We start from the raw sequence: 25,431 nt of genomic DNA, 5'->3' as shown, positions 1-25,431 counted from the left end.
TGTTACTAGGTTAAACCAATTTCAACTTTGGGAGAAGCGTTTCGGCCAAAGCGATCCATCCAACGGCGCCCGCTATCGCGACGGCGTAGGGTACTCGCACCGTATCGTCTAGCTTGGCGAACCTGCGCAACGCGATCATCACAATGGCAAGAACACCGCCCACTAAAGCGGTGTAGACAGCTAACGGCAGCACCTGGGTTAGACCAAACACGATCGCGCACGATGCAAGAAGCTTGACGTCGCCGCCACCGATCGCCTTGAGGGAGAAGGGTAGCGTGCCGACGATCAGGACCACGACCCCCGCGACAACGGCGGAGAGCGCTGGGCGCCATCCGCCGAAGGCGTTATACGCGAGTCCAAAAGCCGCTAGGGCAATCGGGATCGCGTTGGGGACCCTTCGCGTGCGCAGATCGCTGACGGCCGCGACCGTACAGGCAATCGCCGCGCACGCGTATGGAAGATACGTGGGTATTTGTTGCTTTGCTGCGTTTAGATGCTGGCGGCGGCGCTGCTGAGCGTCGTGCTGGCATTCGTACCGAGCTTGCTGATGGCCAAGAGCGCCACGACGGCGATCAGGGCGATGATCAGCGCGTATTCAACCAGCGTCGCGCCTTCTTCGTCCGCGAGCATAGCCTTGAGGGTCTGAATCATGATTTAGAACGTGCCTCCAAGCGAGATGATGAATCGGCCTTAGTGATTGGGGTCGGCGTCGGCCGGGACGACGACACCGGGGTTGGGTAGGGTCACGACTGTTTGTGCGGTGGCCGACGCCGTTGCCGACGACGAACTGGCCGTCACGGTGATGATGCTGCCGCGCCAGTAATCCGGCCCGATCGGAACGAGCGCCGAGAAATGCCCGTCGGCATCGGCGTAAACGTCACGACGATTGAGATAGACCTCCGGCAGATCGCGCGAAAACGCTGCGTGCAGCACAACGACTACGGGTGCCATCGCCGGCGCGGTACCGTTCACGGTAATGGCTTCGCCGCCAACCGCCGGCGCGACCGTTACGGTCATATTGGAGTTGACGGAAACCGGCTCCGGCGCGCTCTGCGTGGCGGCCATTGCGGGCGAGAAAGCGGATATAGCGACGGTAACTACCGCCGCCGCAAAAATTTTGTACACCTGGCCCCGAAAATACACTTTCGCGCTCCTTTAGGCAAGGGGGGTCACCGAAAAATTCTCGTCAGGAAATGCCGTTCGTTTTAGCCGTTAACGCATTAACGGAACGTTGACGCTATAACCTTTCCCTACTATATTTGACGTTATTTGAGCAGGAATGAAGGCAAGCGTGCGCTAAGCGCGGGTGCATGACGACGGCTTGTGCGCGGCTTCTCGCAGCGTTCCTTTTTCTCATAGGAGTCTGCTTTATCGCGTCAACGCGGGCAAACGCGGACGCCGACGTAATCGTGCTGGAAACCGGCGCGTCGACGATCATCGACGCACCCGGCCTGACGCGCGTTGCCACCGGCGATGCGACGATCGCCGGCGTCGCACCCATCGGAACCAGCCAAATCGTCATCAACGGAAAAGCCCCGGGACGCACCACCGTGTACGTGTGGTCGTCGTACGGCGGCGCCGAGAAATACGAAGTTTACGTTTCCGCGCAGCAGACCAACGATCTCGCGCGGATGGTCAAAGCGGCGCTGAACAATCAGGTGCAGGGCGCGCAAGTCGTCAGCTTCCGCAACGCCGTCATCGTTCGCGGAACGGTCAAAGATCAATCGTATTCCGATTACGTCGACGCGGTTCTCAAGCGCTTTACGGTCATCGCCAATAAACTGAATCAGACGCTGGTCAACGCGACGTACGTGCCGCACCCGCTGGGCGCGGTCGAAGAAGAGCTCGCGCACATTCCGGGCGCTTCGAACATTCATCTCGACTACGATCAAAGCCAAGGCAGCGCCGGCAACATTATCGTCAGCGGTGAAGTCCGCGATCGCCAGCAAGCCGAGATGGTCATGGAGAAAGCGCGCGGCCTGGCCGGACGTTTTCTGGGCTCGAGCGCGAAGGTGGTCGATCGGTTGCAAGTCGATCTCGTGAGCCAAGTCGACATCAAAGTGTACATACTCGAAGTCGACAACACCGGCTTGTCGAACCTCGGCATGTATCTTCAGTCGGCGTCGTTTACGCCCGGCTCAAAGAACGCGCGCTACGCGCTGAGCGGCACGCCCTCGTTTCCGATCGTCGAGAACGAAGGCGGTCTCGGCAAACCGTTTACGATCGGCGCTTTCTTCCGGACGTTTACGCTGGCACCGACCTTCGATCTAGCCCTCCAGTCGGGACACTCCAAGGTTCTCTCGTCGCCCGATCTCGTGACGCTCCCCGGCGAAGACGCGAAGTTCTTAGTCGGCGGTCAGATTCCGTACACGTACTCGTCGGGACTCGGTTCGGTGAGCGTGCAGTTCCAGCAGTACGGCGTGCAGCTCGAAGTGACGCCGACGATCCTGGGCAACGGCAAGATCGAATGCAAGATCGCTCCAACCGTCTCGGACCTCGACTTCGCCAACGCGGTCTCGCTGAACGGCACCACGGTCCCGGCCCTGAAGGTCAGCCAGTTGTCGACCGACGTCGTGACCAGCGAAGGCGAAGGCATCGTTATGGGCGGCCTCTTGCGCCACGTGACCCAGAAGGAAATCTTCAAGGTGCCCGGCCTGAGCGCCATCCCGATTCTGGGGCAGCTCTTCCAGTCGGTCCACTACACCAACAACGAAACCAACGTGGTCTTCGTTATGCTACCGACGGTGATCAACCAGTAGCCCGCGTGGGCCGATATATCTTGTGTTGAAGCCCGGCCAGCGCCCGTGCACAACTACGGTTCGGAGGTCCCCATGAGGCCCAACTCTCAGCGCGGACAGGTCTATCCGCTTTTCGGTCTATTACTGGTGTCGTTCATCGGGCTTTCGGCACTGGCCGTCGACCTCGGCTATTTCCGTACTCAAGAGCGGGTCCAGCAGACGGCTACGGACAGCGCAGCCATTGCCGCCGCCCAGGCCGCGGTGTTTCCGTCGCCCAACGCCGAGAACGCCGGTCTTGCCGATGCCACGAGTAACGGTTACACCTCGTCGAACTCTACGCTCGCTATCGACACGGGGTACAGCGACGCCTACACGACCGACAGTGACGGTGCGGTGAAAGTAACCATTACCAGGAGCTATCCCACGTTCTTCAGCGGATTTTTTAGCGGTAGGAATAAACGCGCAATCCAAACGACCGCCGTGGCGAAACTAGCCCAAGTCGGAAATGAGTGCCTGACGGGCAATAGCAGCACCGGAACCTTGAAGCTTGATGGTCAGAAAATGACCGCGGGATCCGGCTGCGCGATCGTCGCGAACGGAACCTTGACCTGCAACGGCGGCAGTTACAGCGCTATTAAGGACATCACCGTCAACTCCGCCAAAAACAGCAACCTAAGCTGTAAGGACGGCCCGGCCGTCTCTTACACCGGCATCGTTCCCGACCCGTGCCCGTTCGTTCCGGGATGCCTTGCGTACGAGGAGGCGAGCAACACCGACCTCGGACTTAGCTGCGTTCCCAACACTACGACCTGCACGACACCTTCCTGCAGCGCTCCGAAGACCGTCCCCACAAGCGGTACGGTAGCGCCCGGGTGTTACAATGCACCGAACTTTAGCAAGGCCGTGGTTTTTTCCGGAGACTACGTCTTCGTTAACGGGGTCACGTTCGGCGCTAACGTGACAACGGGTTCAAGCGGGGCGTCGTTTTACATCGCCAGCGGCGCGATGAAGCCGTCGAACGGCTCGCTCGGATCGACAACGTCCGCGTTCTCGGCACCGTCTACCGGAACGTATGCGGGCGTTCTCTTCTACCAGCCGCCCGCCAACACGAACAAAGTAACTATAAGTTCGGACGTTTACGCCGTGGGGATGTGGTATTTTCCAACCGCAGCGTATACCGAAAACGGGAAACACACGCACGACTATACCGGGGACCTCGTCTTTTCTAGCGTGACGTTCAACGGCAGCAACACCGACAATTTCAATCCCGGCACGACCGGAACTGCGTTTTCCGCCGAACGGGCGACCCTCGTCGAATGAACGCGTCGCGTCAGGCGGGAAATGCAATTGTCGAGTTTGCGTTGGTGCTGCCGTTCCTACTCCTCATCACGCTCGGCATTATCGCTTTAGGACGCTACACGTACTTCGGAATCGTCGTGGCTAACGCGGCCCGCGCCGGCGCGCTTTATGGCGCGCAGCCAGGCGGGGGCGCCGCGGAGGATAGCGCGGGTATGATCTTGGCTGCCGAGAACGATATGTCAAATAACGGCGTTGGCTCGGTGGCGTCGAGCCCAGCGCCGACCGCCACGAAATACTGCATGTACTGGGTAGCGACGACCCCCAATCCGTCGCCGAATCCGACGGCAAATCCAACCTGCGCGCAAACCAGCTACCCAAACATCGCGGTCCAATACGTCACCGTGACCCTGACCGGCAAAGCGAGCTCAGGTCTTCCGCGGGTACCGTTCCTGCCGTCAACCATTACGGTTACGAGGACGGCAGTGCAGCGGGTGCAGCAATGAAAATGCGTCGGGAAGCGCAGCGTGGCGGAGCGCTCGTCGAATTCGCCATGATCGCACCGTTCATGGTGATTATCTTCATGTCGGCCATCGAGTTCGGTTACGTCATGTACTTGAAGCACACCGTCGATTATGCGGCGCGCATTGGCTCTCGCTGGGCTGCGGTTCGTGGAAACGTGTGCTCGGATAGCAGCGTCTGCCCGGCGACGGCCGCAGAGATTCAGACGTACGTGCGATCGGTAGTTCCCGGCCTCGCTTCGCCCGCCGCCGTCACCCCGACGTGGACCGCTCCGCCATCGAGCTATAAGTTACAGCCAACGGGAACGTGCGGGTCAGGCACGGACGAAACTCCGGGATGCGTCGTGAACATAACCGTGACAAAACCCATTAGGTTCGTGATTCCATTCATAACGACGAAGAGCATCACGCTTACGAGTTCGTCGCAAGCCGTCATCCAAAACTAGACGCGATAGGCTAAGGGATGTCAATCGGTTTGACGGTCGATTCTTGACCTTGTCCGCGATCGTAGGTTGCGATCAACACGATACGCCCGTGCGTTCCGGGCGGTGCGTCGATGCTGGCGGTCGTTGCGCCGTCGGGTACGAACTCCGACGCGATCGTCGAGCCGTCGTCGGTCTCTAAAGCGATCCGTATGTTGGCCGCGCCCGCGACGATCGACGTGTGCACTGTGAATCCCGCGATGTTGGTTCCGACAACCGAAACCTTCTGTGCGTCGGCCGGCGGCGGCGTCGTCGTCTGCACCGGCGGATCGTTGCGCGGCGCAGATGCAGTTACCGGCGCGGCTGCGGCAACGACCGTTGGTGCTGCAACGTTGGGCTTGGGCGTCGGCACCATCGATTGCATGCCCACCGACGACGACGCATGGTTGTCGCCGCGCGCGACGGCAAGCGTGACGCGCAGCTCTTTGTCGCGCCCGAAACGCGGGATGCGCAGCATGGTCACGCCGTCGGGTGTAATCTTTTCCTGCGCCCACACCGTGTTCTGCGCGTCTTTGACCGAAACGACGCCGCTGTGCGCGCTCGTGCGATAGCGTACCGTCACGATACCGCCGTCGGGAACTTGCGACGAATCCAGCGCGAGCGACTCGATGAGCGAGCTCTCCGCAGCCGCCGCCGACGACGGCAGCGCGGGTTCGGGAAGCGCCGTCACCGGCTCGGCGCGTTCGGCCGTACCGAGTGCGCCTTGACTCTGCATCTTTAAGATATAGCTCTGCGTGCGCTGCGCGGAGGGCAAGGTAAATGCGATCGTGCCCTCGCGCTTTTTGATCGCGCCGGTCTTTACGGTGACGCCGCGGTCGTCGACGAGCGTGTAGCTGCTCGCACCGAGGCCGCCGGTTTTATAGGGAACGCGCAGCAGCGAGTTCGCGACGCCGATCGGCGGCACGGCAAACACGTCGATGCGCGGCGTTGCAAAGACGAACGCGGCGGCGATCGCGGCAACCGTCAGTCCGCCGCCGATCGCGCCGAGAATTCCCGCCGGTCCCGGCAGCGGCGCGACCATTTCGTGAATCTGCGCGTTGACTAAGCGCACGACCAGCGATCCGCCGGCGTACGCAATGTGTGACGGGACGTCGATGACCAGATCGGCGTGCGCGTGCGGATCGATCCAGAACTCGCCGGGCGGAAGACGCCGTTCGATGTCGCCGCGCCGCGCGCGCAACGTCACCATGAGGTGCAGCGGCGAGTCGTTGGCGAGCGTCAAGCTGTAGCGCGCGCGCATGCCGCGCAGCCGCCGCAGCTCGCCGCCCAAACGCACGCCCTCGCCTTCAATGACGAGACTCGACGCGGGAAGCTCGCGCATGACGAGCGCCGCCGCGTGGATCGGAACCGGAAGATTGCTGTTGGAAACGCTCACGGCGCTCGCTTAATGCACCGTTCAACCACGAGGCGGCCGGCCCCAGCCGGATTGAACGTATTCGCCGTCGATTACTATGGCGGGAACGGTCGGATCGTCGCTGGTATACGAAAACATGCGTTTGCGCAACGCGCGGTCGTTTTGCGCGTCGTACGTCAGGTACGCAACGCCGGCCTTATCATAATAGGCCATCGCCTGCGAGCAATACGGACAGGTGGGCGAGATAAAAAGCTCGACCTTGGAACCGGCCGGCACGCGCTCGACGTCAATTTTGGCGGCCATGACGGCTGCGTGCTTCGGTTTTCGCGGGAGTCCCACCTGGACCGCGAAGGTTGTCGATATGCCGCTGGTTTTCGTACCGACGCCGCTGGGCAACTTGCGCGACATCACGCTGCGAGCTCTCGACACGCTGCGCGAGGCGACCCTCATCGTTGCCGAAGACACCCGCGTTGCACGCAAACTGCTGCACGCGCTCGGTATCGACGCGCCCGAAATTTGGAGCTATCGCGAGCAGAACGCCGCAACCGTCACCGGCGGCATTCTGGAGCGGGCGCGCACGCAGCTCGTGGCCGTCACCACCGATGCCGGTATGCCGGGCATCTCGGATCCGGGCACCGAGCTCGTGGCCGCGGCGCGCGACGCCGGGGTCGCCCTCGAGGTGCTGCCCGGGCCGTCCGCCGCCTTCGGGGTCGCGGTCCTTTCGGGATTCCCCCTCGATCGCTGGGCTTTCGAAGGCTTCCCCGAGCGCAGCAGCGGCGCCCGGCGGCGCCAGTTCCAGGCAGCCCTGAGCGGCCGGACGACGACCCTGTGGTACGAGTCGCCCCGGCGAATCCGGTCGACGCTCGACGACCTGGCCGCGGTGGCCCCCGGCGCGGGCGTCTTTTTGGTGCGGGAGTATACGAAGCTGCACGAACAGCAGGTTGCGGGAACGCCCGCCGCCGTCGCCGCGGCGCTCGCCGACCCGGTTCGGGGTGAGATCGCGTTTGCGATCGCGCCGGCACACGTCGAGGCGGCGCCTTCCGGTGTAACCGACGGCGAGCTCGACGCGCTCGTAATTGCCGGTCGCCGCATAAGCGACGTCGCCAAGGAGCTAGCCAAGCAAGGCCGCGGCGAGCGCAACGAACTCTACGCTCGCGCGGGGGCGCGAAAACGGGTCCTCGAAGAGCGGGCCAATAGATGATGCGCCCGTTTTACGTAACAACGCCGATTTATTACATCAGCGGAAATCCGCATATCGGTCACGCCTATACGACGGTCGTCGCCGACGTATTGGCGCGCACCGCGCGGACCTCCGGTCCGGCGTTTTTTCTGACGGGCACCGACGAGCACGGACAAAAAGTCGCCAACGCGGCCGCCGCGCACGGCAAATCGCCGCAAGACTGGACCGACGAACTGCTGCCGCGCTGGAAAGAACTGTTCGCAGCGTACCACGTCGAGTACGACGACTTCATTCGCACCACGCAGCCGCGGCACGAGAGCGCCGTACGAGCCATCTTCGAAAAGATGCGCGAGAACGGCGACGTGTATCTCGGAACGTACGAAGGCTGGTACTGCATCTACGACGAGACGTTCTGGCTCGAGTCGAAGCTGGTCGACGGAAAGTGTCCGACGTGCGGCCGCGAGGTGCAGTGGATCTCCGAAGACGACTGGTTCTTCCGGCTCTCGAAATACAATGCGCGGCTGCTCGAGCATTTTCGCGCGCATCCCGAATGGGTACGCCCGCGCAGCGTTTACAACGAGATGATGTCGATCCTCGAAGAGGGTTTGGAAGATCTCTCGATTTCGCGCACCAACTTCGACTGGGGCATTCCGATACCGGGCGGCGGCGGCGTCATCTACGTGTGGTTCGACGCGCTGCTCAACTACATCACCGCGCCGGGTTGGCCCGACGGCGAGCGATTCAAAACGTTTTGGCCCGCCACCGTGCAGCTCATCGGCAAAGAGATCGCGCGCTTTCACACGATCATCTGGCCCGCGCTGCTGTGGTCGATCGGCCAAGCCGCTCCGGAGTCGGTCTTCGCGCACGGCTGGATCACGGTCGAAGGACAGAAGATCGGCAAGAGTTTGGGCAACGCCGTCGATCCGTTCGCGCTGGCCGAGCGGTTCGGCCCCGACTCGCTGCGGTATTTTCTGCTGCGCGAGGCACCCTTCGGCAGCGACTTTTCGTATTCGGAGGAGAAGATCGCCCAACGCCACAACGCCGACCTCGGCAACGATCTGGGAAATCTGCTCAAGCGCACCGTAACGATGGTGCAAAAGTATCACGGCGGCACGATTCCGGCCGGCGGCCCCGTGCCGTCGGGCCTAGTGAAGTTCGCGTCCCCGGAGAACGACCTGGCGATCCGCGCGCGCGCCCTGATTCTCAACCTTCAATTTCGCGAAGCGCTCGAAGCGATTTGGGAGCTGGTCACCGAACTCAACCGGAGTATCGAAACGACCAAACCGTGGAATCTGATGAAAACGGCTTCGGACGACGACGTCGCTAAGGTCAACGGGCTGCTCTTCCATTTGTTGGAAGGGCTGCGTTGGCTTGGCATGCTGCTGCATCCGTTCATGCCGGAACGCACCGCCGAACTGTGGCGCCAACTCGGCGTTCCGGGCGCCCTCGACGCGGATTGGAGCGTCGCGCTGGCACGGTGGGGCGATCCGCAGTTTCTGCCGCCGGGAACGACGGTTACGCCCGGCGATCCGCTCTTTCCGCGCGTGGAGCTCGTCTCGGCATGAGCCAAGAACGCCGAGACCAACTTCACGCCGCCGCGAGCGTCCTCACGCTCGCGGTCGCGGTCGCGGTTACGGTCGCGACGCCGTTGATTTGGCACATCCGGCTTACCTTGCAAGAGACGGTCATCGCCGTCGTCGGTGCGATCGTCGTGACCATCGTCGCGATCAACGGTCTCCCGGTTCGCGGACTGCGCATTCGCCGCGGCGACTTCACGGCCGAAGCGCTCTTTTACGATGCCCCGATCGAGATTCCGATCTTCGCGCTGGTCAATCCGGAAACCGCCGCCATTGCGGCGCTGGGCGGCTTCATGCTCGCCGCGGGCGTGCGGCCAGGTCCCGGCCGCCTGGATTTGCTGCGGCAAGGTGCGGTGCGCGCGATCTTGGTGTTCTTACTCGCACCGCTGCGCCCCAAACTCATCGAGGTCGCGCTCGCACCGACGTTGAGCGGCGCCGTCTGGTACATGGTCATCGGCGTTGCCGCGGCGCTCTGCGTCGTCTTCGTCTGTTCGGTTCCGTTCGTAGCGATTCATACGAGTCTATCGATGGCGACGATTTGGCGCCGGCTCGGTCGCGATCGGCGGTTGTGGTCGGGCATTCTCGTCACGGTCTTTTGGAGTTACGTGATCGTTCGGCTCGTGACCCAAGGCTATCCGACGGCCATGATCAGCTTGTGGCTGCCGGTTGCCGCGTATTCGCTGCTCCTGCGCCGCATTGACGAACAGGCCATCGAGCTCCACCGTTTGCGACTGGTACGCGACGCCGTGCAAGCGATGCTGGGCGCGCGCGACCCGCTTCCGCAAATCAACGCAATTCTATCGTCGATTCACGGGACGCTCATCGACGAAACGATCTCCATCATCACCGCCAACAGTCCGGCGGTCGACGACTGGAAGGTCGTGGCGTCGCTGGGGCAGCAGCCGACGAGCGCCGATATCGAGCTGCGCCGCCGCATTCTGTCGCGCTTGAAATTTGCGGGAATGCCGATGGTCGTGCTGCAGGGTGAGTACGCGACGATGCACGCGTTTGCGATTCGTCTGAGCGACGACGACGATTTACTGGGCGCGCTGCTCGTGCGCCGGCGCGGCGCACCGATTCCCGAGAATAGCCAGAAGCAGTATCTTACCGCGGCGCGCGAGATCGCCCCGCTGCTGCGCGACATTCGCTCGATCGCGGCCCAGCAGAGCGCCGCGACGACCGACGCGCTCACCGGCTTGAAGAACCGCGCGGCGATCCTCGACCGCCTGCGGGTGATGCTCGACGACGTGATGCGCGGCGGCGCCGTGCTGCTGCTCGACATCGATCACTTCAAGAAAATCAACGACGACCTGGGCCACGCGACCGGCGACGCGTGCCTGCGGCGCATCTCGGAGATCGCGATCGAATCGGTGCGCGCCGGCGATTCGGTCGGACGCATCGGCGGCGAAGAGTTCCTCATCGTGATGCCCGGCGCAACGCCGGACTCGGCGATGATGGTCGGCGAACGTCTGCGCCTCTCGATCTCACTGAGCGGACTGCGACACGCCAGCGGCGATCCGGTGACCGCGAGTCTCGGCGCCGCCGCTGCGAGCGTGGGCGACACCGCCGAGACGCTCGTTGCGCGCGCCGACGGCGCCCTGTACGAAGCCAAACGATCGGGCCGCAATCGCATCATCGAAGCCGTCGCCGAAACGGCGTAGCCTCGCGCGCCGATGATCGACACGCACTGTCATCTGCACGACCAGCAGTACGACGGCGACCGCGAACAAGCCGTCGCACGCGCGCGCGACGCCGGGCTCTCGGCAATGCTGACGGTCGGGTGCGATCTCGCTGACAGTAAGCGCGCGATCGACGTGGCGCGCCGATTTTCGTTGGCCGCGTCGGCCGGAATCCATCCGCACGAGGCCAAGGACGCTCCCGACGATATCGCGGAGGCGTTCGCGCCGCTTCTGGAAGACCGGACCGTCGTCGCGATCGGAGAAACCGGGCTCGACTACTACTACGATCACAGTCCTCGCGAGGCTCAGGCGCGCGTGCTGCGCGATCAGATCCGTCTCGCCCGCGAACGCAAGCTGCCGTTGATCTTTCACCACCGCGACGCATTCGACGATTTCGTTGCCGTATTGCGCGACGAGTTCGAGCCCAAGACGATGCGCGGCGTCGTACACTGCTTCACCGGGGATGCGCCGCAAGCGCGTACGTTCGTCGACGAGTTCGGACTGAAACTCGGCATCGGCGGCGTCGTCACGTTTGCCAAAGCCGACGCGCTTCGCGACGCCGTACGCGCCGCCGGTATGGAGTGGATCGTTCTGGAGACGGATTGTCCGTATCTCGCACCGGTTCCCAAGCGCGGGCAACGCAACGAACCGGCGTTTCTTCCGTACACTGCGGCGAAAGTTGCGGGCGTCTTGGGAATCGGTCTCGCCGAGGTGGTTGCGGCCTCGGATCGCAATGCGTCTTCGCTGTTCGGTATTTAGCGCGGCGCTGTTCGCGCTCGCGGCGTGCAGTTCGGCTCCGGCCGCGCCGCACCGGACGCCGCAGTCCGGCGACTGGACGCAGTTTCGTCTCAACCCGCAACACGACGCAACCCTGCCCGGAAGTCTCCGCGTCGCGTGGCGCGTGCAGACCGACGGCGGATACTCGTCGAGTCCGGCCGTCGTCGCGAACACCGTGTATATCGGAAACAACGGCGGCACGCTCTATGCGCTCGATCTGCGCACCGGCGCCGTGCGCTGGCGATATCACGCTGCGACCGCGCTCATGTCGAACCCGCTCGTCTGGAACGGGCTCGTCATCGCCGGCGAGGGGAATCAGCAATGGGTCTGGGGCGACCGCTTCCACGAGATCGTCGTTGGAACCAAAGAGAACGCGCTGCTCGCGCTCGACGCCGCATCCGGACGCTTGCGATGGCGTCTGAATCTTGCGGGTACCGCCATGCCGACCGGCGCGATCGTGGCCGGTACGCTGATTCAACACAACGGCGCGGGACTGCTCACGCTTGCCGATCCCGCCGACGGTTCGGTACGCTACACGCTCGATCTGCGCAGCGGTGCGAACATGAGCGCGATTCTGCCGGTCGGCGACGACCGGTTCGCGACGTCGGGCGCGTTCGAAAACCGCGTCGAGGAGCGCGCCGCGCGTAACGGCGCGCTGATCTGGACGCGATCGTTGCGCAAGGAGGACTGGGGGCTTGCCGATTGCCCGTTTGCAACCGACGGCCGCGCGCTCTTCTGCGATTACGTCGCGCCCGCACCCGGAACGTCGAACGTCTATCACGCGGGACGCAACGCCGTCGAGCACGCCGTCGCGCTCTCCACCGGCGACGGCCGCATCGCGTGGGACACGCCGTTGGAGTCGGGTCCCGTGCCCGTATGGAACCGCGCCGCGATCCCGTTGATTGCCGGCGACACGCTGTACGTCGGCGCCGCGAACTCGCCGTTCGTTCACGCGATTCGAACCAGCGACGGACGCGTCCGGTGGCGCGTTCGCGTGCACGGACCGGTCAAGAGCGGCATCGCGCGTAAAGACGGCGTGCTCTATTTCGGCGATTTCGGCGGCTATCTGTGGGCGGTCGACGCGCGCACCGGAAAGGTGATCGGCACGAAAAACGCGCACACGCAGTTCAACGTGGGCTCGCCGGTAATCGTAGGAAACTCGCTGATCGTGGGAAGCAACACGGGAGCGGTCATCGCGATGCCGCTCGATGACGTTCGCTCTTCGCACGACGGTATTTGAGCGATGCGTATGCTCCGATTCGCGTTTGCCGCGTGCGCGGCGGCGGTATTCTGCGGGTGCGCCGGACAGCCGCAATGGACGCAGTTCCGCCTCAATCCCCAACACAACGCGGTCGTGCCGGGAGATCTGCGCGTTTCGTGGCGCTTGCCGACCAAAGGTGCCTACTCGGCGAGTCCGACGATCGTCGGATCGACGCTGTACCTCGGCAATAATGACGGAACCCTGTACGCCATCGACGTGCGCAACGGATCGATTCTGTGGCGGTATCGTACCGGAAATCCGCTGATGTCCAACCCGCTGATCTACCGCGGTCTGGCGATCGCGGGCGAAGGCAATAGCAAATATCGGACGCACCGCTTCGCCGTTGGATCGGGTGAGAGCACGCTCTTTGCAGTCGACGCACGAACCGGCGCACTGAGGTGGAGCGCACCGCTGCGGGGTAGCGGAATGCCGACGCCGGCGATCGTCAACGGTCTGCTGGTGCAGCACAACGGCGGCCGCGAGCTGCGCGCCTTCGAGCCGGAAAGCGGCGCCGCGCGATATACGGTCGATATGGACAGCGCCGCGGCGATGACCGCGATTCTCCCGTTAGGAGGCGATACGTTCGTAACCGCCGGCCAAGATCTCAACGCGCTTCAGGCTCGCATTGCGGGAACGGGCGCGTTCGTTTGGGTGGCGATCTTTCCCAAACGCGCGTGGGGCATCCTCGACTGTCCGCCGGCCACCGACGGGCGCTTCATTTTTTGCGACTATCCCGCGCCGGCAACGGGCGCGCCCGAATACGCAACCGGCCGGCTCGCGCAGGAGCACGCGTGGGCCGTCGATTCGCGCACCGGAAAGTTCGTGTGGAACGTTACGCTCGAATCCGGTCGCGTGCCGAAGCAAAATCTTGCCGGCATTCCGCTCGTCGTGGACGACTCCGTTTATCTCGGAAGCTCCGTCGCGCCATACGTGCACGCGCTTGCGACGCAAGACGGAAAAGTGCGCTGGCGCCTGCGCGTTCACGGCCCAGTCAAAGGTGGCCTCGTTGCCAAGGACGACGTCGTCTACTTCGGCGACTACGCCGGATACCTGTGGGCGGTCGACGCAAAAACCGGCACGTCAATCGGGTCGAAGAATATGCACACGTCGTTCAACGTCGGCTCGCCCGCGATCGACGGGCGGACGCTCGTGATCGGAAGTAATACCGGCGACGTCATCGCGATCCCGCTCGACGTTATTCAAGCGTCACGCGACCGGTAACGGCCGCAGCTCCCGCGCGTGCGCCCAGCACGCTTCGAGCCGATCGCGCACTGCCTCGACGATTTCCGCGTCGGACGTACACGTGCCCCAATCCGGCATGTCGAATCCCCGGTAAGCGACGGTTGCGTTAGCGCTCCCAAGCCATACCCGGTTGCCGGCGACGGCGAGTTTCGCCGAGTCGTCGCAGACGCGAACGCGAACGCCGTCGTCGACGAGCTTTTGCAACGCCGCGCGCTCGCGCGGCGTGCTCGAAAGAATCTTCGCACTAACGAGAAGCCGCGGCGCCTTTCCCTGCCGCCCCAAGCGATCGAGCGCGGCCGACACGGGATTGAATCGCCCGAACGTTTCGGTCTCGGCGATGGCATCGTCGCCGGCGTTGCCTAACAGTGCACCCTCTCTCGCGAGCGCATCCGTTTTGGTCGACGCGATCGATTTGGCAGCCTCGGAATCGTCTTCGCGCACGACGATATCGCCGTCGCCGTCGAAGTTTTTTTCGTCGAGAAAGAGCGATCCGTCGACGTTTATGGCTTTGGAATGCAGAGGGTGATCGAGTTTCGCGTCGATTCCGGCCGCACGCATCGCGGCCACTAATCGGCGGTTTTCGCTTGCAAGGTGACCCTTTTTGTCCGCGAAAGGCTTTCCGTCGAGACGCACCTCGACGCGAGCGCCGCGTTCGGCCGCACGCTTAAGTGCGCCCAAGACGCCGCCGTGGATGGTGTAGGCGGTGACTGCGACGTTACCGGCATGCCCGATCGCCGCGATCAGAGCCGAGGTGGAGCTGAGTCGTAGCATCGCAACTGCAATCCCGACAAAGAACGCCCCTAGCAAGGGTCGAAGGGTCGACGTCATGACCACCATGCCGGCCGGCGGAAAGGGAGCGTTCGTCCGCGATATGTTCGGACGAATCGCGCCCCGCTACGATTTGGCCAACCGCGTTCTGACCGCGGGCTTCGACGAGCGCTGGCGCAAGAGAGCCATCGCGCTCCTAGCTCCTCCGGCGGCCGGGCGCGTCGTCGATCTCTGCTGCGGCACGGGAGATTTGGTCTTTCATCTACTACGGGTCGATCCGACACTCGACGTCACGGGCGTCGACTTTTGCGAGCCGATGCTGGCGCGCGCACGCGAGCGAGCCCGTGCGCCGCAGCGTGGAAAGTCCGCATTCCTCGAAGCCGACGTCATGGCGTTGCCGTTCGACGACAACGCATTCGACGGTGCGACGATGGGATTCTCGCTGCGCAACGTCGTCGACGTCGATGCCGTTCTCAAAGAAGCGCTGCGCGTGATTCGACCCGGCGCGCGCTTGGTCAACCTCGACGTCAGCAAAGCGCCCAACCGCGTGTGGAAGCGTTTCTTCGACGCGTATTTCTACGGCGTCGTTCCGCTCGTGGGCGGCATCGTCGGCGGCTCGCGCGAAGCGTACTCGTACTTGCCGAACTCGCTCACGCATCATCCCAACGCCGTCGAGCTGCGCGGGCGATTCGAGCGCGCCGGCTTTGCCGAATCGGGATACCTTCCGCTGATGGGCGGCTCGATCGCCATTCATTACGGGACGAAGCCGTGATCGCCAAACGCCTCGAAACCGAGCGCGATCTTCACGACCTCGTCGAAACGTTCTTCCGCTCGACGTTTTCCACCGACAACCCGATCATTACCGAAGCGGTGAAGCGCATGCTGGCCGCGGGCGGAAAGCGGTTGCGGCCGCGCATCACGCTGCTCGCGTCGGCGGCCTGCGGCGGCAATGCCGTCGACCACTTGCACCTGGCCGCGTACATGGAGCTCATTCACGTCGCGACCTTGATTCACGACGACGTCGTGGACAACGCGCAAACGCGGCGCGGCGTCAACGCCACCGCCGTCGACTACGGCAATCGCGTCAGCGTGCTCGCCGGCGATTATCTCTTCGCCTGGATCTTCAAGAACGTCACGGCAACGTACCAGCCGCCAATTCCCCACATCCTCTCGGCGACGCTGGCCGACATCTGCGACGGCGAGGTGCTGCAGCTGCGCGCGATGGGCCGGCTGGATTTGAGTCACGACGCGTACGTCGAAATCGCGCAGAAGAAAACCGCGTCGCTCTTCGCGGCTTCGGCCGAGTGCGGGGCGATCGTCGGCGGCGCCTCGGCCGCCAACGTCGCGGCGCTGCGACAGTACGGCGAGCACTTCGGCGTCGCATTCCAAATGAAAGACGATCTGCTCGACATGACGGCCGACGAACGCTCGCTCGGGAAGCCGGTCGGCAACGATCTCACCGAGCGGAAGGTCACCATCCCCCTCATCGAGGCGCTGGCGGACGGCGACGGCAACTTTCAGACCGAGGTACGTCGTTTTTATGACGGAACCGCCAACGACGCGATCTCGGCCATTGTCGCCGGCATCGACCGTCACGGCGGATTGCGCGGCACGCGCACGCAGATTGCCGCGTTCGTACACCGGGCGAAGCAAGCGTTAGAGCCTCTTCCCGCAGGTACGGCGAAGAACGAACTGCTTGACCTCGCCGACGCCTTGCTCGCCGACTAGATCGAGAACACAGGAGAACCTCAATGTTCATACACCCCCTTCTCGCGTTCATCGACGCGCCGATCATCATCGGCATCCTCGTCGTGGGAGCGCTGCTCTTTGGCGCCGAGAAGCTGCCTAAGCTCGCCCGCAGTGCGGGGCAGGCAAAAAAAGAGTTCATGATGGGCCAAATCGAGGCCGATGCCGCAACCGCCAAAGCGCGCGAAGAGGCGCGCTTGCGTGAGGAGCGCAAGCACGCCGATATCATGAACAACGTCGAGGCCGGCGAGATGACCGGCGATTCGGTACCGCCGCCGACGCCCGACAAAGGGACCCCCAGCGCATAGACCTGCAAGAACGGGTCCACGACGAAACGTGGGACCAAAAGGAGATGCCGTTTACGGAGCACCTGAGGGAGCTCCGTACGCGTCTCTTGATTGCCATCGCGACGGTAGGCGCGATCGCGGTGCTGCTCTTCTGGCCGTCGCAGTTTGCGATCCGCTGGATGATGGACGAGTACTTCCACGGCATCCCGCTGCACGCGTTCGGACCGGCCGACGTCATCTTCACCGAGTTCAAGTTCTCAATCGTCGGCGGCATCGTGCTCGGACTGCCGATCCTGCTGCAGCAGCTGTGGCTATTCGTCGTGCCGGCGATTCACCCGAAAACGCGGCGCATGGTGTACGCGTTCATCCTGCCGTCGCTGCTGCTCGCATTCGTCGGCCTGGCCTTCGCGCACTTCGTCGTGATCCCAAGGGTCGTCGCCGCGCTCATCAATATCACTAAGGCGGTCGCCGAGCCGACGTTCGGCATCGCGTCGACGTTGAGCTTCGTGCTCATCCTCTTCGCACTCTTCGCGATCATCTTTCAAACGCCGATCGTTCTGGTCGGACTGGCGCGCATCGGCATCGTCAACGCGCGATCGCTCATGCACTATCGGCGACACGCCATCTTCGGCTTCTTCATTGCCGGCGGCATCGCCGCGCCCGACGGCAATCCGCTGACGATGGCACTCCTGGCCGTGCCCATGTACGTGCTCTACGAAGTGTCCATCTGGTTGATCGTCTTATTGGAGAAATCGTGGCAGCGCGCGTAGCGACGCTCTACGACGACTTCGTGCGCACGTTCGGGAACGTGCTTTTCGCGGTATCGCTGTTCGTGGTGTGGGGCATTCTTACGCTTATCGGCGTCGTCGTCGATCAAGGCAAAGACTCGTCGGCGTATTTGGCCGCCTACGCCGCACCGATCGCCCGCGCGATCCTGCGGCTGCAGTTCGACAATATCTACCACTCGCCGTGGTACATCGCGATCGTCGGCTTGATTCTCTTGTCGCTGACGGTGTGCACGTTCAAGCGCGTGATTCCGGCACGGCTGCCGCCGCTGCACCCGGTGAAGGTCGACAAGATTCCGCTGCACGCTCAGTTCGAGGTCGAAGGCGATGCCGGAACGGTTCGCCGGAAAATCGCCGACTCGTTCGCGCGGCGGGGCTGGCAAATCCGCGACCGCGCGTTCGGCGGCATCGAATGGACTTTTGCCGACAAACACAACTGGGCGCGCCGCGGCGTGCTCGTCGCGCACTTGGGATTCGTCATCATCGCGGCCGGCACGACCTTGTATTGGGCGCGCGGATTCTCGGGCGAAAGCGCCGTGCTCACAGGCCAAACGGTGGAGATTCCCGAGACGCACGCATTGATACGGCTCGACGATTTCGCGTATAAGGTCCAACCGATCATGACCAAGAGCGGCATGGTCTATCAGCCGATCGATTACGTCTCGCGTGTTACCGTCACGGGCAAGGACGCGACGCCGAAGCATTATGTGGTGCGTGTCAACCACCCGATCGATATCGACGGCACGCTCTACTATCAATCGAGCTACGGGTTCGCGATGCACTTCCTCGTAACGCACCGCGGCAAACCCGTGCCGAGCGTTCCCGGACACGCGCTGTTCGAAGGCGACTCGTTCCAAATTCCCGGTACGCAGCGCAGCGTCGTGTACGAGAAGTTCGTTCCCACGGTCGACAAGCAATCGGGAATGCCGTCGGCCGATCCCCGCGTCAACGCGCCTGGCGTCGCTATGGGCGTCGAGCAAAGCGGGAACTCATTAGGCGAAGCGCTGCTGCCGCTGCGCAGTTGGGTCGACCTCGGCGACGGCTGGCGGCTGCTTCCCGACCGCTACGTCCTTTTTTCAGGCTTTCAGTACCGCTACGATCCGGGCATACCGCTGGTCGGCATCGGCGCGTTCGTGCTTCTCAGCGGCCTCATTATCTCGTTTTACTTCCTGCCGGCGCGCTTGTACGTACGGGTCGACGAAGAAAGCCCAGGCAAGAGCACCGTCGGCGTCGCGGCTACGACGGTCAAGGGTTACGACGTTTTCGAGAACGAGTTTATGCGCCTAGTGGTAGGCTTGCGGGAGGCCACGACATGAAGATGCCGCTCGACGAAGTCCTGATGGTCACCGCGCTTGGGAGCTACGTGCTCGCGGCGCTGGCGCTGCTTGCGTATTTCTTCACCCGCGAGGAATGGCTGCGGCTCTTCGGCGCGCCTTTGGCGATCCTGGGCTGTGCCGCGCAGTTCGCGCAGCTCGTCGCTCGTTTCGAGCTGACCGGCGTCTGGCCGCTGCTCAACCTGTACGGATCGCTCTCGCTTTTCGCGGCGATGGCGGTCGCGATCTTCGTCGGCTTCGCATTTCGCTACAAAGCGTGGTGGGCAGGTGGGTTCGTCGTGGGACTGGCGGCGATCTTTCTCGCCTACGGCATAACGTGGAACGAAGGCACGATGCCCGCGGTTCCTTCACTGCAATCGTACTGGGCGAAGATTCACGTACCGCTCGTCGTGTCGTCGTACGCGGCGTTCATGGTTTCGTTCGTCTTTTCGTGCGTCTATCTGCTGAAATACTACGTTGAGCGCGCTTTCGCAAGTTCGCACGAGGCATACGCGACCGAAGGCGGGGCCACCGTAGCGGCGGCCGGCGGGGGTAATCCGTTCGCGCAGTGGCTCGATTCACTACCCACGCTAGCGCAGCTCGATACCATCGTCTATCGGGCGGTCGCAATCGGCTTGCCGTTGATCTCGATCGGCATTATCACCGGTGCGATGTGGGCGAAAGAGTCGTGGGGCGCGTATTGGCAGTGGGATCCCAAGGAGACCGCCGCCCTGTTCTCGTGGATCGTGTACCTTGCGTACATGCATCTGCACACGCGACACGCGTGGCGCGGTTTACGCACCAACTGGGTCAGCGTGCTGGGCTTTCTCTCGATCCTGTTCTGCTACTTCGGCGTAAACATCTGGATCTCGGGGCTGCACAGCTACAAAATGTAAATTACGGCGGCGCCGCCGTCGTCACGTTCGAGAAGACTTGCGTCGCGGGTTGACCCGAGTGGCTCGGGTGCGCCGCGGCGGGAGCGGGTTGCGTAACGACGACGCGAACCACTGCGGGTTTGCGATGTTCCAGAGCGTGCAAGCGCGCAAGCGCGGCGTCACGCTCGGTCCGCGCCTGCGCTAACTGCGCCCGCAGGGACCGGATCTCGGGATCGACCGTCGCGGCCGGCTTGGCGACGGTCTGCTGCGCCGCGTGGCCGCAGCCGCCGAGCAGCAGGGCTGCGGCCAGCAGAATTCTTGCTTGACCCATACCTTTGTTATCGCCCCGGCGACAGGGCCGGCTTATTATGCTTGTGAAATGGGACCGCACCCGGACCCCCGCGCCTTTCGGAGAGAGCGACCTTGTCGAAACATAATAGTTTGACGGCTTACGACATGCCCGAGACTCCCGAGGACGTCTCGCGGCGGGAATTCATGGCGAACGCAACCCTCGCGATCGGCGGCGTCATCGGCCTCGTGCTGGCCGTGCCGATCGTCAGCTCCCTGATCCCGACGGGACAGGGCACCAAGGGCACGTGGTCGCCGCTCACGGCCGCCGAGTTCGCCGACTTACAGAAGGCGACCGACAAACCCATCAAGCTCGAGTTCTCGATGAAAACCAAAGACTCGTATCTGCCCGAGCAAACGTTCGAGGACTACGTTTGGGGCATCAAGGTCGATCCATCGAAGTTCAAAGCGGCTCGTCCCGACCTCTCCGCTACGCTGCCGTACTTCGACGGCACGTACAACGTCGTCAATATGGGCTTCGTGATCATGAGCCCGATCTGCCCGCACTTAGGCTGCCGGCCGATCTGGAGCGCCGACGCCAACCGCTTCCAGTGCCCGTGCCACGGTTCGCAGTTCGACCTTGACGGCGCCCACCTCGCCGGTCCCGCGCCGCGCGGCATGGATCCGCTGCCGCTGCGCGAGCAGAGCGGAGTCGCCGACGTGATGTGGATCAGATATCAGTCGTCGGTTCCCGATCGCGTCATTCTCTCGTATCAGTCGTAAGGAGTTCGCAACGCATGTTGTCTGGCGTGTTGAATTGGCTCGATAAACGCACCGGCTTCGTTTCGATGGCGCAGGAGTTCCTGACCGAGGACGTCCCCGGCGGAGCGAGCTACTGGTACGTCTTCGGCAGCGCGACGCTCTTTGCGATGATCGTGCAGATCGTGACCGGCATCTTCCTGACGTTCTTCTACGCGCCGTCGGCGGCGACCGCATGGGAATCGACGCGCGCCATCTACCTCAATCCGTGGACGCACTTCATCCTGTCGGTCCACTATTGGGGCGCGTCGGCAATGATCGCGCTCGTCTTCCTGCACTTGCTCCAAGTGCTGATCTTCGGAGCGTACAAATCGCCGCGCGAAATCCAGTGGGTCGTCGGCGTGCTGCTGCTGCTGATCACGCTCGTGCTCGGTTTGACCGGATACTTGCTGCCGTGGGATATGGACGCGTACTTTGCGTCGCAAGTCTCGCTGAATATTACCGGCTTACCGCCGGGCGGCGCGATCCTGCAGGGCATCGCGCAAGGCGGCACCGTGATGGGCACCAACACGATCAATCGTTTCTTCGGTCTGCACGTGTGGCTGATGCCCGCGGCGCTGCTCGCGCTCGTCGGCGCCCACTTGGCGATCTTCCGGCACAACGGCTCGGCCGGACCAGTGACCGACGATCCGCGTACCCTCAAAGTGGGACGTTTCTGGCCGGATCAGATGTTCATGGACGGCGCGTTCTCGTTCATCGTGTTCGTCATCATCGTCTTCCTGGCGCTGGTCTTTCCGCCGTACCTCGACGCGAAAGCCGATCCAACGAACGGCGCGTTCGTGCCGTATCCGGCGTGGTACTTTCTCTCGCTGTTCGGCCTGCTCAATCTCGTACCGATCTTCCTCGGTAACGGACCGTTCCCCGAACTGCTCGCAGCGATTATCGTTCCGACGATCGGTTTGGTCATCGTCCTCATTCTGCCGTGGCTCGATCGCAGCACGACGCGCGCGTTTTCGGCGCGCAGAGCGATTCTCTGGCCGACGGTCATCATCGTCGGCATCATCGTCGCGCTGACGATTTACGCCCAAATGGGCATTGTGTCGAAGCAAGCCGCTGGTCCGCCGTCACCACCCGAAGCGCAGGTGCTCGCGGCGCCGGCTGCGGCGGCCGAGACGTCGGAAGCCTCGGGCGGCGCGACGTCGGGCGTCGGTCAGAGCGGCACGGCCAGCGCCGCGGGCGCGAAGGTGTTCTCGACCAACTGCTCGTCGTGTCACGGTGCCAACGGGCAAGGTTCGCCCGGCGCATTCCCGCCGCTGGCGAACAATCCGGTCGTTACGGGCGATCCGCACAAAGTCATCGGCATCGTGCTCAACGGCTTGCACGGCTCGATCACGGTCGCCGGGCAAACGTACAACGGGCAGATGCCGCCGTGGAAGAGCGCGTTGTCGAACGGCGATGTTGCCAGCGTCATCACGTACATTCGCGGATCGCTCGGTAACAACCACGCTTCCGCCGTCACCGAAGCGCAAGTCAAGAACTACAAGCCGTAGGAGCGTAGGCGGTGATTTTCACCGTTTACTACGTTGCCGCGCTGGTTCTGCTCGTCGCCGAAGCGCGCGGGCTGCTTCGTTCGCGCCGCCCCGCGACGCCGCGCTTCCCCGGTATCGCTTGGGTGGCGGTGCTGGTGCTCGCGTACGCAGCGCAAATCGGTGTGTGCGAGGCGATGGCGTCGCGCGGTTCTTGGCCAATTGGCGTCGTGCGGTGGCAGGCCGATGCGACCGGCGCGGTCGCTCTATTGCTCTTGCTCGCGCTCGCGCAGTCGTACGCGCTCCTAGCCCTCTATCGCACCGGTGCGAAGACGGCCGCGGTCGCCGCGGGTGCGGTGTTGATGGCGTTGTTTTCGTTCGCGCCGGTGTTGGCGAATGCCGACGTGTACGCGTACGTCGGTAACGGCGTACTCGGGCGCGCGGCCTACGCGCCACCGGCGGTGCCGTTTGCCGGCGATCTCGCCGCGATCAACGCGTTTTGGCACGTTCCCGTTCCGGCCGCGACGTACGGTCCGCTCTGGATCGCGGTCGCGCGCGCGCTCACGGAGCTTGCGCCGACCTTGCTGTTAAAAATCACGGCGTTTCGCGTGCTGGGCGCGGCGCTGCTTGCCGCGCTGTTCGCACTGCTGCGGGCCTACGGCATCGCGCCGCGCGTGCTCGCGATCGTCGCGCTCAACCCCGCCTTGTATTTCGAGTTCGTGCTCAACGCGCACAACGATCTTCTCCCCGTCGTCATCGTCACGCTCGCGGCGCTGACGGCGCCGTGGTGGCCGCTGGGGGCGTCGCTGTTGATCGCGGCCGCCGCGCTGATCAAAGTACCGTTCGTCTTGCTGGGGCTCCCCGTACTCGCACGGGTTCGCGAACCGCTCGCCCGCGCGTTGGGCGTGGCGGTTGCGCTCGTCGTCGCCGCGGTCGTCTCGTGGTTGGGCGGCGGTGAGGCGTACGCGCGCGCGCTGCTCGCGTACGCATCGGGTTCGCACCTCGAAACCTTCGTGCACGCGATCGCGGCCTTGGCAGCGTTCGCGCTGCTGATCTTCGCCGTCGCAGCCGCGCGCGGACTGCGAACGTCGGTTTGGCTGCTGCCGATGTTCGGCGCGTACACCGCGCCGTGGTACGCGCTGTGGAGCCTGCCGTACGCATTGGGCGCGCAACGCATCCTCGTGTATTTGGCGATCTGGCTGCCGTTCGTGACGTTTCTCACCGAACCGGCGCTGACGCGCGTGTGGACGATTGCCGGTCTTCTTCCGGCGGTCGTGATTCTGGCGCTGGGGCTATCGCCGCGCCGTCAGTCGCCGCACGGCGGACCGTCGTAGAGATAGAGCGCCGCTTTCGCTTCGGTCGCAACCATCGTACGCCGGCGTCCGTATGGCGGATCGTCCGGCGGACGCTCGCGCGGTGCGACGATCCATACTCGCGCCGAGCCGCAGATCTCGGCGTGCGGATTGACGATCCCCGCGCGCGTATCGTGCTCGCCGGCCTTCGCCAAAACGTCGACGATCGGATGCGTGTAGAAGATCAGCGCGTTGCCGCCCGACATATTTTGAATCGCTACCGCGTCGCCGGGCCGGCGCTCGCGGTCGATGATCGCGGCCAGTTTTGGAATGGGCTTGAACGCGTCGCCCTGCGGCAGCACGACGACCGTAATCGCGTCGAACGCAAAGAGCGTGGCTACGGCTAACCCATAAGGCGCCCAGCGCACCGCACCGCCCCGCGCGACGGCAATCGCGGTGACGAGCGAGCCGACGAAAATCACGATACCGGGCGCCGTCAGCGCGGAGAGCGCGACGGCACCCGCTGCTCCCAAGCGATTGTTGTGTGCGAAGGCCGTAATGGCGATGGCAAGCAGGCCGATCGTCAACGGAACGAATCCGGCGGAGATCCACGCCGAACGCGTCCCCCCTTTGTGCACGACGGCGTCGAAATACAGCGCGGTCAGCACCGCCAGCGCCGGAAGTTCCAGCGCAATGTAGTTCGGCAGCTTCGTTCCGGCCAAACTGAAAAATAAAAACGGAACGGCGCACCAGACGATCGACAAGCGGATGAGTCCCGCGTCTCCGTCGAGCTGCGCGCGAAGATTGCGCACGGCGTAAACCAGCGCCATCGGAAAGAAGGCGATCCATGGAAAGAAACCGAGGATGACGACCGGGAGATAGTACCAAATCGGTCCGGATTGATTCTCGATGACGCCGGTGTAGCGGCCGATCGTATAGACGCCGACGAGTTGGTTGACCGGACTCCACCCAAACCGCGAGATCAGAACCGCGGGCCACGGCACCGCGATGGCCGCAAAGCAGAGCAGGCCCACGATCCACGCGCGCACCGACGGTACGTGGGTCGTTTCGCGACGACGATTCCAAAGAAAAAACGGGACGATGACCATGAGCGCGACGACCGGCGCGACCAAGCCTTTGGCGAGAAACCCGGCGGCCGCGGCAATCCAGCCCCACGCGAAGTAACCGTCGCGACCGGTCTGCAGCGCGCGAAACCAGCAGAAGATCGTGACCGCGACAAAGAGATCGAGCAGCGCGTCCATGATCGCCAGGCGGCCGATCACGGCTTGCATCAAGCAGCTCGAGAGAATCATGCTGGCGTAGATACCGACGCGAGTTCCGGCTTGGCGCGCGACTGCGTATCCCGTTGCGGCGCCGAGCGCGATCGTCGCGAGCGCCGACGGGAAGCGCAGAGCGAACGACGTGACTCCCCACACCATTGCGCTGAGCGCACCGAGCCAAAAATAGAGCGGCGGCTGGATGAAGTACGGCGCGAGATTGAAGTGCATGACCCCCCAATCGTGGGTGATCAGGATCTCGCGAGCGACTTCGCCATAGGCGGTCTCGCTGTTGTCCCAGAGCGTACCCGAGCCCAGACCGGGCAGGGTGAATAGCGCCGCTACGATAGCGCCGACAAAAGCCGCACGCGCTGGCTTTTCCGCCGGTTTCATGCGAGGAACCTCACC

Annotated in this window: 27 protein-coding genes; 19 read left to right on the top strand and 8 right to left on the bottom strand. The window is 63.5% G+C overall.

What is annotated here, in order from left to right; translation table 11 throughout:
* Positions 1 to 10: 10 nt before the first annotated feature.
* The 3 genes from VGG89_06120 to VGG89_06110 are packed head-to-tail and all read right to left on the bottom strand — an operon-like array spanning position 11 to position 1,143.
* Positions 11 to 439: a prepilin peptidase gene (locus tag VGG89_06120; GenBank protein ID HEY1976096.1), complete on the bottom strand. Its 429-nt coding sequence runs from the start codon at positions 437 to 439 to the stop codon at positions 11 to 13.
* 50 nt (positions 440 to 489) lie between these two features.
* On the bottom strand, positions 490 to 651 hold the full coding sequence (locus tag VGG89_06115; GenBank protein HEY1976095.1) for a Flp family type IVb pilin: 162 nt from the start codon (positions 649 to 651) through the stop codon (positions 490 to 492).
* A 39-nt stretch (positions 652 to 690) separates the two neighbouring features.
* The gene (locus tag VGG89_06110) at positions 691 to 1,143 is read right to left on the bottom strand and encodes a hypothetical protein (GenBank protein ID HEY1976094.1); all 453 of its coding nucleotides are present in this window, start codon (positions 1,141 to 1,143) and stop codon (positions 691 to 693) included.
* Positions 1,144 to 1,310: 167 nt separating this feature from the next.
* On the opposite strand from VGG89_06110, the gene VGG89_06105 reads away from it, so the two are divergent.
* The 4 genes from VGG89_06105 (at position 1,311) to VGG89_06090 (ending at position 5,001) form a co-directional block, all read left to right on the top strand.
* Positions 1,311 to 2,759, top strand: coding sequence for a pilus assembly protein N-terminal domain-containing protein (locus tag VGG89_06105; protein HEY1976093.1), 1,449 nt, complete (start codon positions 1,311 to 1,313; stop codon positions 2,757 to 2,759).
* A 72-nt stretch (positions 2,760 to 2,831) separates the two neighbouring features.
* Positions 2,832 to 4,058 carry a pilus assembly protein TadG-related protein gene (locus VGG89_06100; GenBank protein ID HEY1976092.1) on the top strand — a complete coding sequence of 409 codons (1,227 nt, stop codon included), beginning with the start codon at positions 2,832 to 2,834 and terminating at the stop codon, positions 4,056 to 4,058.
* Positions 4,055 to 4,540: a TadE/TadG family type IV pilus assembly protein gene (locus VGG89_06095; protein ID HEY1976091.1), complete on the top strand. Its 486-nt coding sequence runs from the start codon at positions 4,055 to 4,057 to the stop codon at positions 4,538 to 4,540. The genes VGG89_06100 and VGG89_06095 overlap by 4 nt, the downstream gene beginning before the upstream one ends.
* Positions 4,537 to 5,001, top strand: coding sequence for a TadE/TadG family type IV pilus assembly protein (locus VGG89_06090; protein HEY1976090.1), 465 nt, complete (start codon positions 4,537 to 4,539; stop codon positions 4,999 to 5,001). Before VGG89_06095 ends, VGG89_06090 begins: the two co-directional genes overlap by 4 nt.
* 10 nt (positions 5,002 to 5,011) lie before the next feature.
* Here the strand turns inward: VGG89_06090 and VGG89_06085 are convergent, their stop codons facing one another.
* Together VGG89_06085 and VGG89_06080 are read right to left on the bottom strand one after the other, a co-directional pair.
* Positions 5,012 to 6,412: a hypothetical protein gene (locus VGG89_06085; protein ID HEY1976089.1), complete on the bottom strand. Its 1,401-nt coding sequence runs from the start codon at positions 6,410 to 6,412 to the stop codon at positions 5,012 to 5,014.
* A gap of 21 nt (positions 6,413 to 6,433) precedes the next feature.
* Positions 6,434 to 6,694 (bottom strand): glutaredoxin, encoded by a 261-nt coding sequence (locus VGG89_06080; protein HEY1976088.1) that lies wholly within the window; start codon positions 6,692 to 6,694, stop codon positions 6,434 to 6,436.
* Between VGG89_06080 and rsmI the strand changes: the two genes are divergently transcribed.
* The 6 genes from rsmI to VGG89_06050 are packed head-to-tail and all read left to right on the top strand — an operon-like array spanning position 6,693 to position 14,086.
* Entirely contained in the window at positions 6,693 to 7,592 is a 900-nt protein-coding gene (rsmI, locus tag VGG89_06075) for a 16S rRNA (cytidine(1402)-2'-O)-methyltransferase (GenBank protein ID HEY1976087.1), read from the top strand. The genes VGG89_06080 and rsmI overlap by 2 nt on opposite strands.
* Positions 7,589 to 9,136, top strand: coding sequence for a methionine--tRNA ligase (metG, locus tag VGG89_06070; protein ID HEY1976086.1), 1,548 nt, complete (start codon positions 7,589 to 7,591; stop codon positions 9,134 to 9,136). Before rsmI ends, metG begins: the two co-directional genes overlap by 4 nt.
* The gene (locus VGG89_06065) at positions 9,133 to 10,809 is read left to right on the top strand and encodes a GGDEF domain-containing protein (protein HEY1976085.1); all 1,677 of its coding nucleotides are present in this window, start codon (positions 9,133 to 9,135) and stop codon (positions 10,807 to 10,809) included. Before metG ends, VGG89_06065 begins: the two co-directional genes overlap by 4 nt.
* A 12-nt stretch (positions 10,810 to 10,821) precedes the next feature.
* Positions 10,822 to 11,586, top strand: a complete 765-nt coding sequence (locus VGG89_06060) for a TatD family hydrolase (protein HEY1976084.1) — start codon at positions 10,822 to 10,824, stop codon at positions 11,584 to 11,586.
* Entirely contained in the window at positions 11,561 to 12,844 is a 1,284-nt protein-coding gene (locus VGG89_06055; GenBank protein HEY1976083.1) for a PQQ-binding-like beta-propeller repeat protein, read from the top strand. The genes VGG89_06060 and VGG89_06055 overlap by 26 nt, the downstream gene beginning before the upstream one ends.
* Positions 12,845 to 12,847: 3 nt before the next feature.
* Positions 12,848 to 14,086 (top strand): PQQ-binding-like beta-propeller repeat protein, encoded by a 1,239-nt coding sequence (locus VGG89_06050; protein ID HEY1976082.1) that lies wholly within the window; start codon positions 12,848 to 12,850, stop codon positions 14,084 to 14,086.
* Here VGG89_06050 and VGG89_06045 read toward each other — a convergent pair.
* Entirely contained in the window at positions 14,072 to 14,878 is an 807-nt protein-coding gene (locus tag VGG89_06045) for a hypothetical protein (GenBank protein ID HEY1976081.1), read from the bottom strand. The genes VGG89_06050 and VGG89_06045 overlap by 15 nt on opposite strands.
* Positions 14,879 to 14,933: 55 nt before the next feature.
* Here VGG89_06045 and VGG89_06040 point away from each other — a divergent pair, with 55 nt between their 5' ends.
* Genes VGG89_06040 through ccsB form a run of 6 tightly spaced genes read left to right on the top strand, consistent with a single transcriptional unit; the run spans position 14,934 to position 19,902 of the window.
* Positions 14,934 to 15,647, top strand: coding sequence for a ubiquinone/menaquinone biosynthesis methyltransferase (locus tag VGG89_06040; GenBank protein HEY1976080.1), 714 nt, complete (start codon positions 14,934 to 14,936; stop codon positions 15,645 to 15,647).
* Positions 15,644 to 16,603: a polyprenyl synthetase family protein gene (locus tag VGG89_06035; GenBank protein ID HEY1976079.1), complete on the top strand. Its 960-nt coding sequence runs from the start codon at positions 15,644 to 15,646 to the stop codon at positions 16,601 to 16,603. Before VGG89_06040 ends, VGG89_06035 begins: the two co-directional genes overlap by 4 nt.
* A gap of 23 nt (positions 16,604 to 16,626) precedes the next feature.
* Positions 16,627 to 16,929 (top strand): twin-arginine translocase TatA/TatE family subunit, encoded by a 303-nt coding sequence (locus tag VGG89_06030; protein HEY1976078.1) that lies wholly within the window; start codon positions 16,627 to 16,629, stop codon positions 16,927 to 16,929.
* 44 nt (positions 16,930 to 16,973) lie between these two features.
* On the top strand, positions 16,974 to 17,678 hold the full coding sequence (gene tatC, locus VGG89_06025; GenBank protein HEY1976077.1) for a twin-arginine translocase subunit TatC: 705 nt from the start codon (positions 16,974 to 16,976) through the stop codon (positions 17,676 to 17,678).
* On the top strand, positions 17,663 to 19,009 hold the full coding sequence (locus tag VGG89_06020; protein HEY1976076.1) for a cytochrome c biogenesis protein ResB: 1,347 nt from the start codon (positions 17,663 to 17,665) through the stop codon (positions 19,007 to 19,009). Before tatC ends, VGG89_06020 begins: the two co-directional genes overlap by 16 nt.
* Complete coding sequence (ccsB, locus tag VGG89_06015; protein ID HEY1976075.1) at positions 19,006 to 19,902, top strand: c-type cytochrome biogenesis protein CcsB; 897 nt, start codon at positions 19,006 to 19,008, stop codon at positions 19,900 to 19,902. Before VGG89_06020 ends, ccsB begins: the two co-directional genes overlap by 4 nt.
* Before the next feature lies 1 nt (position 19,903).
* Here ccsB and VGG89_06010 read toward each other — a convergent pair whose 3' ends face one another.
* On the bottom strand, positions 19,904 to 20,212 hold the full coding sequence (locus VGG89_06010; GenBank protein ID HEY1976074.1) for a hypothetical protein: 309 nt from the start codon (positions 20,210 to 20,212) through the stop codon (positions 19,904 to 19,906).
* Positions 20,213 to 20,322: 110 nt separating this feature from the next.
* Here VGG89_06010 and VGG89_06005 point away from each other — a divergent pair, with 110 nt between their 5' ends.
* From VGG89_06005 to VGG89_05995, 3 genes are read left to right on the top strand one after another with little or no spacing between them, the layout of a single operon-like run.
* On the top strand, positions 20,323 to 20,952 hold the full coding sequence (locus tag VGG89_06005) for a ubiquinol-cytochrome c reductase iron-sulfur subunit (protein ID HEY1976073.1): 630 nt from the start codon (positions 20,323 to 20,325) through the stop codon (positions 20,950 to 20,952).
* Positions 20,953 to 20,981: 29 nt separating this feature from the next.
* Positions 20,982 to 22,478 carry a cytochrome b N-terminal domain-containing protein gene (locus VGG89_06000; GenBank protein ID HEY1976072.1) on the top strand — a complete coding sequence of 499 codons (1,497 nt, stop codon included), beginning with the start codon at positions 20,982 to 20,984 and terminating at the stop codon, positions 22,476 to 22,478.
* Positions 22,479 to 22,489: 11 nt separating this feature from the next.
* Positions 22,490 to 23,788, top strand: a complete 1,299-nt coding sequence (locus VGG89_05995) for a hypothetical protein (protein HEY1976071.1) — start codon at positions 22,490 to 22,492, stop codon at positions 23,786 to 23,788.
* On the opposite strand, the gene VGG89_05990 is transcribed toward VGG89_05995, so the two are convergent.
* The gene (locus VGG89_05990) at positions 23,761 to 25,416 is read right to left on the bottom strand and encodes a glycosyltransferase family 39 protein (protein HEY1976070.1); all 1,656 of its coding nucleotides are present in this window, start codon (positions 25,414 to 25,416) and stop codon (positions 23,761 to 23,763) included. The two genes, VGG89_05995 and VGG89_05990, sit on opposite strands and share 28 nt — an antisense overlap.
* Between the last annotated feature and the right edge of the window lie 15 nt (positions 25,417 to 25,431).

Source organism: Candidatus Baltobacteraceae bacterium (assembly GCA_036488875.1).
Taxonomy (GTDB): Bacteria; Vulcanimicrobiota; Vulcanimicrobiia; order Vulcanimicrobiales; family Vulcanimicrobiaceae; genus JAFAHZ01.
Note: the sequence above shows the minus strand (reverse complement) of the source record. Positions and strands in the feature narration are given on the sequence as shown.